The 12,443-nt window shown below is 49.3% G+C and carries 15 protein-coding genes and 1 tRNA gene; 8 read left to right on the forward strand and 8 right to left on the reverse strand.

The window, feature by feature from the left end; translation table 11 throughout:
• The first annotated feature begins 146 nt into the window (after positions 1 to 146).
• The 3 genes from VFH06_04115 to VFH06_04125 all read left to right on the forward strand — a co-directional run bounded on the left by VFH06_04115 (position 147) and on the right by VFH06_04125 (position 1,808).
• Positions 147 to 410: a hypothetical protein gene (locus VFH06_04115; protein ID HET6747263.1), complete on the forward strand. Its 264-nt coding sequence runs from the start codon at positions 147 to 149 to the stop codon at positions 408 to 410.
• Positions 411 to 812: 402 nt separating this feature from the next.
• On the forward strand, positions 813 to 1,217 hold the full coding sequence (locus VFH06_04120; protein HET6747264.1) for a hypothetical protein: 405 nt from the start codon (positions 813 to 815) through the stop codon (positions 1,215 to 1,217).
• Positions 1,218 to 1,352: 135 nt separating this feature from the next.
• Positions 1,353 to 1,808, forward strand: coding sequence for a hypothetical protein (locus VFH06_04125; GenBank protein ID HET6747265.1), 456 nt, complete (start codon positions 1,353 to 1,355; stop codon positions 1,806 to 1,808).
• A gap of 131 nt (positions 1,809 to 1,939) precedes the next feature.
• Here the strand turns inward: VFH06_04125 and VFH06_04130 are convergent, their stop codons facing one another.
• The 7 genes from VFH06_04130 to VFH06_04160 form a co-directional block, all read right to left on the reverse strand.
• Positions 1,940 to 3,067, reverse strand: a complete 1,128-nt coding sequence (locus tag VFH06_04130) for a hypothetical protein (GenBank protein ID HET6747266.1) — start codon at positions 3,065 to 3,067, stop codon at positions 1,940 to 1,942.
• Positions 3,068 to 3,256: 189 nt separating this feature from the next.
• Complete coding sequence (locus VFH06_04135) at positions 3,257 to 3,691, reverse strand: hypothetical protein (protein HET6747267.1); 435 nt, start codon at positions 3,689 to 3,691, stop codon at positions 3,257 to 3,259.
• A gap of 8 nt (positions 3,692 to 3,699) precedes the next feature.
• Positions 3,700 to 3,930, reverse strand: coding sequence for a hypothetical protein (locus VFH06_04140; GenBank protein ID HET6747268.1), 231 nt, complete (start codon positions 3,928 to 3,930; stop codon positions 3,700 to 3,702).
• 500 nt (positions 3,931 to 4,430) lie between these two features.
• A complete protein-coding gene (locus tag VFH06_04145; GenBank protein ID HET6747269.1) occupies positions 4,431 to 5,252 on the reverse strand; it encodes an alpha/beta hydrolase in 822 nt (273 codons plus the stop codon).
• 342 nt (positions 5,253 to 5,594) lie between these two features.
• Positions 5,595 to 6,968 carry an MFS transporter gene (locus tag VFH06_04150; GenBank protein ID HET6747270.1) on the reverse strand — a complete coding sequence of 458 codons (1,374 nt, stop codon included), beginning with the start codon at positions 6,966 to 6,968 and terminating at the stop codon, positions 5,595 to 5,597.
• Complete coding sequence (locus tag VFH06_04155) at positions 6,965 to 7,102, reverse strand: hypothetical protein (protein ID HET6747271.1); 138 nt, start codon at positions 7,100 to 7,102, stop codon at positions 6,965 to 6,967. Before VFH06_04155 ends, VFH06_04150 begins: the two co-directional genes overlap by 4 nt.
• Positions 7,103 to 7,443: 341 nt before the next feature.
• Positions 7,444 to 7,887: a hypothetical protein gene (locus VFH06_04160; protein ID HET6747272.1), complete on the reverse strand. Its 444-nt coding sequence runs from the start codon at positions 7,885 to 7,887 to the stop codon at positions 7,444 to 7,446.
• A 170-nt stretch (positions 7,888 to 8,057) separates the two neighbouring features.
• Between VFH06_04160 and VFH06_04165 the strand changes: the two genes are divergently transcribed.
• The 5 genes from VFH06_04165 to VFH06_04185 are packed head-to-tail and all read left to right on the forward strand — an operon-like array spanning position 8,058 to position 12,065.
• Positions 8,058 to 8,327 (forward strand): hypothetical protein, encoded by a 270-nt coding sequence (locus tag VFH06_04165; GenBank protein HET6747273.1) that lies wholly within the window; start codon positions 8,058 to 8,060, stop codon positions 8,325 to 8,327.
• Between the two features lie 11 nt (positions 8,328 to 8,338).
• Positions 8,339 to 9,013: a response regulator transcription factor gene (locus VFH06_04170; protein HET6747274.1), complete on the forward strand. Its 675-nt coding sequence runs from the start codon at positions 8,339 to 8,341 to the stop codon at positions 9,011 to 9,013.
• Between the two features lie 56 nt (positions 9,014 to 9,069).
• Positions 9,070 to 9,966 (forward strand): HAMP domain-containing sensor histidine kinase, encoded by an 897-nt coding sequence (locus VFH06_04175; protein ID HET6747275.1) that lies wholly within the window; start codon positions 9,070 to 9,072, stop codon positions 9,964 to 9,966.
• Positions 9,967 to 10,021: 55 nt separating this feature from the next.
• Positions 10,022 to 11,392: an FtsX-like permease family protein gene (locus VFH06_04180; protein ID HET6747276.1), complete on the forward strand. Its 1,371-nt coding sequence runs from the start codon at positions 10,022 to 10,024 to the stop codon at positions 11,390 to 11,392.
• A gap of 1 nt (position 11,393) precedes the next feature.
• A complete protein-coding gene (locus tag VFH06_04185) occupies positions 11,394 to 12,065 on the forward strand; it encodes an ABC transporter ATP-binding protein (GenBank protein HET6747277.1) in 672 nt (223 codons plus the stop codon).
• Between the two features lie 233 nt (positions 12,066 to 12,298).
• On the opposite strand, the gene VFH06_04190 is transcribed toward VFH06_04185, so the two are convergent.
• Positions 12,299 to 12,373: transfer RNA gene (locus VFH06_04190), tRNA-Trp, on the reverse strand.
• Between the last annotated feature and the right edge of the window lie 70 nt (positions 12,374 to 12,443).

The following is a 12,443-nucleotide window of genomic DNA, read 5'->3' on the forward strand; positions in this document are numbered from 1 at the left end:
GCGATCATACAAGTACCTTGGCAAGTCTTACGGTTGCCTTAAAATCTATTCGCGTATAAATGAGCTCTTTGCTGAATATTCGCATCTTGAGAAAAACATTGGAAGATACAAGTTTTTTGACTACGCTGAATTGAAAGGGGGAACACATGCTTGATCACATTGAAGCCCACGCTCTAACACTCTACACCAAGGATAACGATAGAGATTGGGGCAAATCGATTACCTTAAGGACGGTTCCAATTAATGACGACGTAAGTTCATACCGGGAGAAGTTTCTTATTTTCAAACCAGGATCTTCCATCACGCTTGAAAAGCACCTCGAATACGATGAAGTGTGGATAGCCAATCGACCATTTGATTATATTGGATTGCCCGCATTTTTTATGCGCAATTGCTCATTCAGTCAATAATTGCCTCATTCTCTTTGAAATATATCGACTCATTAAAGCAGTATCTTTACGCGCTACTACTTATTCTACTATCTCCTGTTTTGCTTCTTGTTGGCGTAATCATTACCGCGGCATCGTCTTTAGAATTACCAGTCCAGATTAGTTTTTGTATTATGCTCATTCTTCATATAATCGGCTCTATATGGCTATGGAAGCTCATGCGTCGTAAAGCTTCCTTTTCATCGACATAAGAACTAACATAAAACGCAACCCTAAGCATTGAAAGCTTAGGGTTGGCTGGTTCGGATTGCTTGCCTGTGCATCGTCTGTCATAATAACTCGTGCTCCAGTTGTCCGCGTTGGCGCCGGAGCGTTGCTAGCTGAACTGTCAAAAAACCTCTCTCATCTTCGTTGGAGGATGGAATGCAAGCGCTCGCCATGATTACCTATCGTCCGAATTGGGACAAAGAGGAAAAAGAGGTTAACCTTTTGCTGCTAAACGACGTCCTCGCACACTTGCTCGACCAGCAGCTCCAAAAGGCAAATCTGCCCAACTGCCAGGCACTGCAATGGCTTTCTGAGGCTTCGCGCAATGTCGTCACTGACTTTGAGGTGGCATTGCGCTTTACGCCTGATGCCACGCCCCAGCAGGCTGCGCAAGTAGCCGATGGTCTGCGCTACGAGCTCCAGCGGCTGTTGGCCACGCACAATGTGCGGGCTAGCTTTCGAGTAAACTGCTTCATCAGTGTTTACTTCGCCGCCATCGACCAAGACGGCACCGTGAAGAGTAGTAACGACGAAGGATATCAGTTCAATCTTGTTCACTAGCACTTCCATCCTAGGAGCTCGGGGCCTATTGACTCCCGAGCTCCTAGGATACCCATCCCGAACATTCAATATATATTAAATACTCAGGGTAGGCCCGGTACCACACGCACAAAGGCGTGGGCACCGGGGATGGACATGGAATCAGGACGAGAGCAGACGCTCGATACCCACCAGCTCCCTGATCCGCACGACCACAGCCGTAGCCGCGATCTGCTGGAGCAGGGAGGGCCCGGACTCGTACTTGCCGAGCCAGGTACCGCAGTGGATCGAGTAAAGCGAGGCGTCAGGCACGGCAACGATGATGCGACCGAGAATCTCGGCCGACAACATCCTTGCCTCCACCAGAGCGGCCTGCTCCACCTCTCCGTCCCAACCCCGGTTGGCCGGAATGGTTCGCCCTTGCCACGTCGTGACGAGGTCGCTCGCCGTGATCGCGTGCTCCTCGATGAGCTTGCGCGCGATTCCGTCAAGAATCTCCACGTCGCAGGGCTTGCCAGTGCGGGTCAAAGTGCTCATCACAGTCTCCTATTCTTGAGCACGAGCCTTGGATCCTGTAGCCTTGGCCGAATTATAAGCACCTTACTTGCTTAAGATGCCGGTAATCCGGCCAAGGCTTCCATGTCATTATTTAGGTGCAATCTGCGATTGCATATACATATTATCATATTTTAACTATTTTGTCAATATTAGAGGGTACTGTTTAACATATTCTCCTCATTGGCTTATCTTAGTGGAGAATGAGCTAACATATTTTCAAGCAAGGCAATCTCGCAAGCAGTTTCATCCGCATCAGGTGCAAGTCCTAAAGCCTGAGGATCTAGGTGTGGTCCTGTATTAATTTCGAGCATCACATATTCTCCAGTGCGTTCATCTATTAAATAATCGACTCCAACAAATGGATACTCTCCTCGCGACAACCTACCAATTGTACTCGACGTATCGTGAAGGGCTACTGGCAATCGAGGCTCATCCGGGTTAATACCCAACTCCTGTAACGCAGTTCTATCTTCTGGTGACTCAGCCGACACGCCGTTGAGTCGGAGACGTACTCCGCCAGTCGATATATTAGACGTAATGTGTTTCGGTGCAATATAAAATGGACTATCTGGATGAGCCAGTAAAATCGACGTGTCTGCGCCCCACATGTCGCCCATGCTTCTAGGAAGCGGCGTAGTGTGAGTAATCGACGGATCAGCATCAACCCCTTTTGGCGCCGCCGATCGCGCTACCTGACTATAATGTACCCGGCCAAACGCATCGACTACTACACGAAATGAGGTATTGTATGTTCCGGGAGTTATAATCTGCTCTTCAAATATCCACCCCTCGAGCTTTTCCTGATCTACCTCGCCGTTTGCCACTTGGGTTAATAAGTTCTGTACCAAGTCGTCATCAATGTCACCGTCTTTAAAAAGAGTATCTAAGTTCGATTGGGCTATGAACCAAGCCACAAAGCGTCGTTTCTGTTCTGGGCTCTCTAACAAATATTTTAAATCGCCCCTATCAGATGCGTATGGTTTTGCAATAACCGCGCCCGGATACTCTAACATAGCTCGAACATCAAAAGACTCTGGCATGCGAACACCAGCTTCGTAGGCTATTCGTTGGTCACGTTCGTACCCATCTCTAACATTGGTCTGGACACCTATACCCATCTCCATGGGGCTGTCCGCATCAAAGGGATCGTCTTCTACAATATCGTATCCATGCGCTCTAAAAATATCTAATTGCACCTGCTCTAGGGCTGAGTCGTATTCTCCGTGCCCGTAACCTACGGGTACATGAAGGACTTTGCGAAAAGTATCACGCTCATGCGCAGGCTCGGGTCGTTCGTGCATATGTTCACTCATATGCTAAGTATATCAAACCAGAAATACTAAATTGCCAATTGAAATTGATTCATCATGACTTGATGAAACCAAACAAAAAAGTCTTATGGTTATGGTTGACGCCAACTATCCAATTCTCATTTGAATACTATTTGGTGCGATCGTGAGCCGACGAGCGGTAAGGCCCGCGCCGGCTCACGATCGACAGGGTCAGGCTGCCGGTAGTGAAGATTCCCTTCTCATGTAGTCCATGATGGCGCCGGAGAGTGCCTTAGTGATGCCTCCTGCCACGATCGGGTTGGTGAGCCATCCCACGCCGAAAGCCCATCCGGCCGCCTCAGCCGCACCTCGGCCGACGACGGATCCGCCGATGGCGACCATCATGGCGTCGACGTCGAAGTCGGGAATGGCGTAAACCTTAGCCAGATCGTGGAAAATCTTGAAGTCCACGCCTGCCAGCACGAAAGTGCTGCCAGGAACCCAACTGACACTGACAGCGACGGCGACCCAGCGGTTGACCATCGGCCCTGCCAGAGCATCGGCTTCGGCGATGGTTTTGGGGCGCTTCTTTGCGATCCCCCAGCTTACCAGCCGGGCAATCCAACCACCCATGCCACTGCCAGATGCACTTAATGATTCCGACATGTCTCCTCCTAGTCCCAGCTGTCGAAGAAGTCGCCGGTGTCATCGCCGACACCGTCACCCCAGCCTCCGGGATGCGTCCAGTCGTTGTCGTTGTCCGAGCCATCGGTTGCCGACGGGGCCTCCGCAGCTCCTTCCGCTTCGTCCTGCGCCTCCTGGCCCTGGGTCGCAGCGGCGTCCTGGGCGTCCTGCATTGTCTTTTCCGCAGCAGCCTGAGCCTGTGCGGGGTCGAGCTCTGCCATGTGGCGTCCTCTCACTACGCGGTGACGGGCTATGCCGCGACACCTGTCGATGTTCTTCTTAAGAGCAATACTTATCTGAACGGCCTTATGATAGTATAAGGAGCAACTTTTTGTCAATGTGAACACACATTGGCCTAAGCAGAGGCTAAAACCTAACTGACTTTTTGTAACAAAGATACCTACAGTTTAGTCTGTAGATATTGAATAATTTCTTGGCAGAGCATCATGCGTGAAGTTATATTGCCTAACAAAAAATCAGAACCGAATAACAGTTCTGATTTTATAATTCCTGGCTTGGCAGGGAGTGCGGGCAGCGCTGGAACCCCTTGCTCCAGAACTTCATACTTGTTAGCCGGAAGTTAGAAACTTGGTTTTATGTACTGCGCAGGCAAAGTGATGGTCGTCGAACCCTCGAGTCGCCGCTCACCGACCGATGCTGACGTGGCCGGTGAGCCTGCGTTCCGAAGCGACCCACAGTCGCGACCTGATCAGTCGACGGGTTACTGGTTGAAGAACGTCTTCAGTACAGGGACTATGTGTTCGGGGGCGACGACGTGCCCCTGCCCGTCGAGCGTGTGTCGTTCGGCCTGAGGGATGGCAGCGGTTATCGCTTTCGCGGCGCGTTCGAAGAAATCGGACGGGAGACCTGCAAACTGGGGATCCGTGGTCGAACCCTCTGAGGTCACCAGGACAGGCTGAGTGATGCGGGCAAGTCGGTCCGTGGGGATCTTGTAGCCATTGAGGACTTCAGCATCCTTGACGAGCGTGTGGGCGAGCGCCACGGACGAGGCCCACATCGGGTGCTGTTTGTAAGTCGCGATGTCCGCGTCGGATCCGCCGGTAAGCTTCATAAACAGTTCCAGGAGCTTCTCGTCCTGGCCGGCTTTGAATGCCTCGTAGGTGTCCGCAAGGTACTGATTGAACCTCGGCCACTGGTCGTCCCCGATCACGTACGGCGTATCCCACACCGCGATCTTGTCGATCGCCGAACCTGCCGCTGCCGCCTCCAGCACGAGGGCGCCGCCAGATGAGGAGCCGTACACGTGAGCTGAGCCGCCGGCTGTCGCAATCAGCGCGTCGAGGTCCTCCAGCTCCCGCGCCACGGCATACGGCAGTGTATTGCCACTGGCGCCCCGGCCGCGTCGTGCGTAATTGTAGACCGTGAAATCGTTAGCAAGGAGCTTGGCTAGCGGCGCGTTCTCAGCGCCGTCGTCTAGGGTGCCGCCTACGAGGATCACCGCCGGGCCAGTGCCTTTACGGTCGTAGGCGATCTTCGTACCGTCAGCGGACGTCACACGAAGTGTCATCTCGTTCTCATTCATTACTTCTCTCCATTTCTCGATGCATGGTCGTCACCGTCCGATTCAAAAGATGCGCCGCAATCGTAATTAGTGCCTTTACAGGTCATTGTTGTAGTGTATTCACGTGATACATTATACATTTTGGTTTACTTTATACGCTTTGTCAACTTCTTTCGTAGAATGGAGGAGAGGTTCGAGAACAAGACAAAATGCCTCAATATTTGAGGCATTTTGTATCTGTTACTAAGCTTGGCAGACCTTGGGAGTCAGGATATACCCGATAATCAGGGCTGGCGCAACAAGTGCATCAACAGCCATATGTTTGTTTACCATGTAGATAAATATTAGGTCTATTATAGCGTACTAGTCCGCCGTAGAGACAGTTGTTTCTTCAGCTGGCGCAGGGCGAGTCAAGTAGCGTCCGGAGAGCTGTCTGTAATACTTTGATCCCAGAGCAATTGACGTCACGATAAGTCCGATGATTCCCGTCAACACAAAGACGAGCGCTATCCCGCGGTCGGGCCCTGTCCCAAACCACCCGCCAATCAAGTCGACACCAGCGCCGGTTGTCATAAACGGAATAAAGATAAACTGCGCGATCGGCCCAATCAAAAAGGCGGTCAGTGGCGCGGCAGCCAATTCGACGCTCTGCGCAAACCCAAACACACGTCCCTGGCGCTCAAACGGCACAACTTTTTGTAAAATCGTTTGCTCCGACGCTTCAATATATGGCATAACGATCATATAAATCAACATCCCGACTGTCAGTAAGATAATCGATGCCTGAATAGTAAAAACGCTGCTGACGATCCATATGATAATGTTTGCGACTAACATGGTCTTTAGCGGATTTTTGCCCAGACCTTTTTTGGCGATTAGCAATCCACCTACGATTAACCCGCAGCTCAAAAATCCCCATAAAAGCCCCCAAACTTGCACCGAAACCAGTGACAAGCCGTATGGATCCATCAACGCCATGAACACACCACCTAAGAAATTATTGAATGTCGTGAACATAATCAGAGCAACAAGACCAGGAATCGCAGTAATCACGGCGATTGTACCCCTGATGTCTATTTTCTTTGGCTTATCCCCCGTATGAACGATGCCTTTTTCAGGAACATTCACAAACCAAAGATGAAGGATCGCCACGACTGTGATGCCCATCGCCAGAATGAGCACAAGGAACATCCCAGAATGACCCACTAGCAATCCGCTGATCACCGAGGTAACTAGGAATGAAATACCCGATACAGTTCCCACCAGTCCGTTAGCTTTATCACGTCGGTCCTCAGGAATCAGGATCGTGACAAGCGTTGGCATGGCAATCGTCCGAATGTTCCCGATGATCACTCCAATCATGAGCAGCACCACAAAGGACCATAGTGTCACACTAGCTGGATCTTTGAATGCTCCATCCGGTGCCAACTGGTAAACCACGAAGCAGATTGCATAGAGCACGAGTGAGCCAAAGCTCGACACCAGCATCATCGTCTTTTTCTTGTGATGATCAACCAGACTACCGAACCAAAATCCAGATAAAGATGTCAGAACCAGATAAAGCCCGGCAATGGTGGTTATCGCAAAAACTGACTTGGTCTGCAAATACACAAAGAACGTGATCGCGAACCATACCGTAAAATTCATCACGCCAACGACAAGGGTATTAGCGAGCAGGTGATAGAACGTCTTCAGATTCTGCGGCTTGGCGAGGATGCTGTGTTTTTCCTTTTTCATAAAACCTCCGTAGTAAGCGTACGTTTATAATTATAAACTAGCTTCACTGGCTGTTTTTTGTAGCTCCACATCTTTAGCTGTTTTGGCACACGAATAACAAATACAGCTATGGCTGCGCCCATCTTTTGCATCATACTAATGATCTCCTTTTTTTTATTCTTATATCTCGTTACGTATGTTCAACTATAGCAAACTTTACTTTTATAATGCAAGTATGTTATTCTGAAAATATGAAACGGATGGATACGAATTTCTCACTTCTGAAGAAAGAATTGCAGCCAACGTCCTCGCTAATCGTTTGTGCGAGCTGGAAAAAAAGGAATTATCAAGAAATGTGATTGTGGCTATGACAAACGCAAAGACTTCTACATGCCGATCGACAAATAACTGAGATAGAATAAAAAATCCGAGTCTATCGTTACTCGTATATAAAAAATTACCTCTGTTATTTCACTTGGCAGGAGTTCGTGGACAACTACCGAACTTTATTTGAAGTTAAGTAGCGTTCATGCAACCAGCCCATCAGCCCAATGCACGCTGCGCCTCCGCCCACCATGCAAACCCCCATCCAGCCATACTGGCCATACATTAGGGCGGCCAAAGCTGTCCCTACGGCACCGGACAAAATAAAGCTTGTCATATAGACAGTTGCCAACCGACTTTGCATTTCGGGCCGGATAGAATATATCAGGCTTTGGTTGGTTACATGTAAGGCCTGGCAAGCCATATCCATCAGCACTACTCCGATTGCCAGCATAACTACGCTATGAGCGCCCATCCATAGAAGGCCAAACGATACGAGCATAATAGCCAAGTATGCTCCGGTAGCACCTTTGGCAATACCCTTGTTGGTTAACTTGCCCGCAAAGCGTGCCACTAATGCTCCGGCAACGCCAAATAAAGCAAAACTTCCTCCCAAGATTTTAGCTGACTCTAGTCTAATTATATCTTAGGCTGACTCATATATAAATCGACGCACCGAAAGGCAGTTTTGATAGTAATGTCTATTCTGAGACTCAACTTTCCATCATACAATTCGCTTTCAGGTAGCTTCATGGTAATTTCAGGTTGCATAGGTAATCTAAAGGCATGGAACAACAACATGATAAATCTAGCTCCAAAAAGCTTTTTATAATTTTAGGCATAGCCATTGCAGCTCTACTTATAGGAAGTGTCGGGCTAATCGTTAGCCTGCGGAAGCCAGAACTGCCCAAAACCGACACTTCCGCAACGCCCATGAGTGGAAACTCTGGCGATATAGACAAACTCCCGGACGGCGCAAAAGGCCCGGTTAACTCCACAGAGATCAACGGCAGCGATGGCGACAGTGGCGTTGTAAAATCGCCAGAAAAGCCTTAAGCTACCATAGTATGCGAATCCTTGTTGTCGAAGATGAGCAAAAAATTGCCCATCTCATAAAACGTGGCCTTACCTTGGAAGCCTTTGCGGTCGACGTCTGTGACACAGGGGATGAAGCACTTCGGCTAATCGACGAAAATACCTACCAGGTACTCATCCTCGATCGACGTCTGCCAGGCTCAATGGAGGGTACGGAATTATGCAAAGAGCTTCGTAACCGCAACAATGTAACGCCTATTCTCCTCTTGACGGCTCGCGGCAAAACACAAGACAAAATCGATGGCCTCAACTGCGGAGCTGACGATTACATGACCAAGCCTTTTGACTTTAATGAGCTCGTTGCTCGTGTACGCGCACTATCCCGACGAGCGCTGGAGGTGCGCCCGGTGGTCCTTACCTACGACGAACTCATGCTCGACATGACCAGAAAGACCGTCACCCGTAGCGGCAAGCATCTTACGCTCACAGCAAAAGAACTCAGTTTACTGGAATACTTTATGCAGCATCCTGGACAAATTCTATCCAAGGAAGCCATTATCGCCAGGATATGGGACTACGACGCGGTCATCATCGCCAATAATGTGGAGGTGCATATCAAAGCCCTCCGGCGAAAGATTGACCGTCCATTCTCGTATCCGCTTATCCATACGGTCAAGGGGCTGGGCTATAAATTGGAGCATCTATAGTGCCCCATTTCAGCAGTGCGACTGTTCGCTTAACGTGCTTGTACGTTACTATTCTGATGACGCTGAGCTTAACAGCCAGTGTGTGGCTGTACAGCGTTGCCGGCAACGAAGTTACTTGGGTGGCGTCTCAGAGCGTATCAGTAGGGCCTGCTGTCGGCGTTGTTCAGAACAGCAAGGATCGCACATTGCAAAGTTTGGTGTTTTTTAATCTTTTTACGCTGGGTGCTGGCACGTTGACAAGTTATGCACTAGCCCGACGTACGTTAAAACCAATTCAAAAAAGCTACGAAGCACAGGCCCATTTTGCTACCGATGCCAGCCATGAACTCCGCACACCCTTAACGGCACTCAAGGCCGAGTTGCAGGTTGCCCGAAAAAGCGACTTGCGTTCAAAAAAGGCAATGAATGCCATGATCGACAGCAGCCTGGCAGAAGTTGACCGCTTACAGCGGCTAACAGAACGGCTGCTACAGCTGGCCGAGCCCGTCACACGCCCCAAGCCACAGACAGAGGCCAGTCTGCAAGAAGCACTCACTGCTGCCCAAAAAGTGCTCCAGCCGGGTATCCTAAGCCGCAAGCTACATATCGTAGTACCGGCACAAGATGCACGCCTAGCTATACATACTAGCGATCTGACAGAAATTCTCCTTATTATTCTGGATAATGCCTGTAAATACAGCCCGCCAAAAAGCACCGTACAGATTACATGCCAGCCTAAGGGTAAAGTATACGAGCTAGACATACAGGACGGTGGGCCAGGCATTCTCGCAAAAGATATTCCTCATATTTTTGAGCGATTTTACCGTGGAAGTAGTTCAGGCCGTCAGTCCGGCTTTGGGCTGGGATTGGCTGTCGCTAAAAACATCGTCAATGCCGCCGGCGGTACTATCGATGCCAAAAGCGACCGGGGAACTACAATTACCGTACGCCTTCCAAGGGCAACTTCAGTTTAAGTTCACGCTGCAATGGTTTTCTAGTTATAGAAAATAACTTATAAGGAGATATTTAATGAGCGTCATTGCCCGCGGCATAAAAAATACCTTTCGTAACACTCTACGTACAATCGGCTTTTCGGTCATTATTGCCGTTAGTCTAGGGTTGGCTTTCTCGATGGCCCTGGCTCATCAGACAGTAAAAGCCAACGACAAAAAAATACGGGAAAATATTGGCGCCAGCCTACTCGTACTACCCCTTGGTTCCGCAGAGGGAACGGCAACTCTCTCCGACAGCGACACCGATAAGCTTGCCAAACTACCTAATGTTTCCCAGGTAGTCAAGATTACGACGATGGCCGTACAGCACCCGGACGAGGCCGCAGTTAACGAGAAGATCAAAAAAGAAAACGACGAGAAGAATAAAAACTCGTTCCCTGTCTCTTCGGAAAATGCTACATCGCTCCCCAAGACAAACTTGCACTCGACTATCAGTCAAGATCAGCTAAAAACAGATCCGCAGGGAGCATTTAAGCCTTCTATTCCGGCAATTATCGTAGAAGGTACAACGACCAATATTGATTCCCGAGGCAATAAAATTGTGGCCGTCGAAGGCCAATCGCTTAATCCGCATAAGCCGGACGATATCATGATTGGCAAAGCGCTCGCCACAAAAAACAAACTCAGCACGGGGGACACGCTGACGATCGCAGGCAAAACACTTAAAATAGCCGGCATTTTCGATACCGGCACCTCGACTGGTGATAACCGCATACTAGCGCCATTCGAAACAGTTCGAACCCTCAAAGGAGACAAGCACCAGGTGCCTGTCGTCGTTCTGGTTGCGACCTCCCTCGAGGTGTTGGCAAAACTTAAATCAGACACTTTAGCAACTTTGCATAACCAGGTTGACATTCAAGTCCTGCAGCAGGATGCCGCGCAGGTCGCCGCAGGCCTCGAAAGCGTTGCCAGTATTTCGCTCATTACGTTGGTCGTTGCCCTGGCAGCTGGCGCATTAACCATACTTCTCACCATGTTACTGGTAGTACGGGAGCGTACCAAGGAAATCGGTGTATTAAAAGCGCTCGGCGCCACTAATACGAAGATAGTAGCCCAGTTTATGATTGAATCCACCGTACTGACACTCATTGGTGCTGCTATCGGCCTTGTCTTTGCTGTCCTTGCCAGTAATAGCATCCTCGGAGCGCTGCTATCGAACAATATCAAACAAACAAGTTCCAATAATCCTGGCGGCGCTTCGACCGTGTACGAACAACCAATAGAGATGGCCAGGCAAATGACCGAGCAAATAACTACCTATCTTGACTGGCACAGTATTATCTACGGCCTGCTTGCTACGTTAGGTATCGCACTCATCGCCACTATTCTACCGGCTTTCCTCATCGCCAAAGTACGCCCTGCACAAATTATGAGAGGAGATTCATAATATGATAACCGTTTCACACTTAGAGAAAACATTTAAAACCGCGTCGGGTACACTGCCGGTAATTCATGACATAAACTTTACAGTACCCGAGGGCTCATTTACGGCTATCATAGGTAAAAGTGGTAGCGGCAAGAGTACCCTGTTGAGTTTGCTCGGAGGTCTGGATACCGCGACAGATGGCTCTATCGTAATCGACGATCGCAATATCACAAGGCTCCATGACCGAAAGTTAACGTTGTACAGGGGTAGGCAAATCGGCTTTATCTTCCAATCGTTTTACCTCATTCCGAATCTCAGCGCACTCGAAAACGTAATGATGCCCATGGAATTCACTGGCGTCCACTACCGAGAGCGACGGACACGAGCCACACACCTACTTCATCAAGTCGGAATCACTCCCGATCAGCAAAAACGTCACCCTGCCAAATTGTCAGGTGGCCAGCAGCAGCGTGTCGCAATTGCCCGAGCGCTGGCTAATCAGCCGAGCGTTATCCTAGCCGACGAGCCAACCGGCAACCTCGACAGCGAAACTGGCACCCAGATATTCCACCTTCTACAGCAACTATGTAAAGATGAAGGAGTAACTATTATACTCGTCACTCATGATCTGGCCCTAGCCAAGCAGTGCGATCAAGTGTTGAAGCTAAAAGATGGCAGACTAGAGCAGATTTAACGTAATATGCCGCTCTGGCGATGCGGACTAAGACAATTAGCTTTTTGGTAGAGGGCACGTGGAATCAGCTAGCCTCTTTCGCCTGTTCATTCTAACGAAAGTAAACTTTTTTCAGAATTTCATGACGCAACACCGAACCACGATCTTGCGTCAGCTAAAAGCTGTCGCGATCGTGACCCGATACACCCATCTCTTAATCATAAAATAACCAAACAAACGTTTGGTTATTTTCGTGGCAGGGGCATGAGGAATCGAACCTCAATCTACGGTTTTGGAGACCGCTATACTAACCGTTGTACTATGCCCCTGTACTCGAAAGATATTATAGCATGAGAAGTGCAAACGACATACTCTATAAGTTCCTTGCACAAAAAACTT

The organism is Candidatus Saccharimonadales bacterium (assembly GCA_035697325.1).
Classification (GTDB): domain Bacteria; phylum Patescibacteriota; class Saccharimonadia; order Saccharimonadales; family Saccharimonadaceae; genus JALRBM01.

Bases quoted from the DNA above. Each gene is read 5' to 3' on its own strand.
- VFH06_04175 (HET6747275.1), top strand. From the start codon at position 9,070: ATGACGCTGAGCTTAACAGCCAGTGTGTGGCTGTACAGCGTTGCCGGC.
- VFH06_04115 (HET6747263.1), top strand. From the start codon at position 147: ATGCTTGATCACATTGAAGCCCACGCTCTAACACTCTACACCAAGGAT.
- VFH06_04150 (HET6747270.1), bottom strand. From the start codon at position 6,968: ATGAAAAAGGAAAAACACAGCATCCTCGCCAAGCCGCAGAATCTGAAG.
- VFH06_04130 (HET6747266.1), bottom strand. From the start codon at position 3,067: ATGAGTGAACATATGCACGAACGACCCGAGCCTGCGCATGAGCGTGAT.
- VFH06_04165 (HET6747273.1), top strand. From the start codon at position 8,058: ATGGAACAACAACATGATAAATCTAGCTCCAAAAAGCTTTTTATAATT.
- VFH06_04125 (HET6747265.1), top strand. From the start codon at position 1,353: ATGGAATCAGGACGAGAGCAGACGCTCGATACCCACCAGCTCCCTGAT.
- VFH06_04155 (HET6747271.1), bottom strand. From the start codon at position 7,102: ATGATGCAAAAGATGGGCGCAGCCATAGCTGTATTTGTTATTCGTGTG.
- VFH06_04185 (HET6747277.1), top strand. From the start codon at position 11,394: ATGATAACCGTTTCACACTTAGAGAAAACATTTAAAACCGCGTCGGGT.
- VFH06_04170 (HET6747274.1), top strand. From the start codon at position 8,339: ATGCGAATCCTTGTTGTCGAAGATGAGCAAAAAATTGCCCATCTCATA.
- VFH06_04140 (HET6747268.1), bottom strand. From the start codon at position 3,930: ATGGCAGAGCTCGACCCCGCACAGGCTCAGGCTGCTGCGGAAAAGACA.
- VFH06_04120 (HET6747264.1), top strand. From the start codon at position 813: ATGCAAGCGCTCGCCATGATTACCTATCGTCCGAATTGGGACAAAGAG.
- VFH06_04145 (HET6747269.1), bottom strand. From the start codon at position 5,252: ATGAATGAGAACGAGATGACACTTCGTGTGACGTCCGCTGACGGTACG.
- VFH06_04180 (HET6747276.1), top strand. From the start codon at position 10,022: ATGAGCGTCATTGCCCGCGGCATAAAAAATACCTTTCGTAACACTCTA.
- VFH06_04135 (HET6747267.1), bottom strand. From the start codon at position 3,691: ATGTCGGAATCATTAAGTGCATCTGGCAGTGGCATGGGTGGTTGGATT.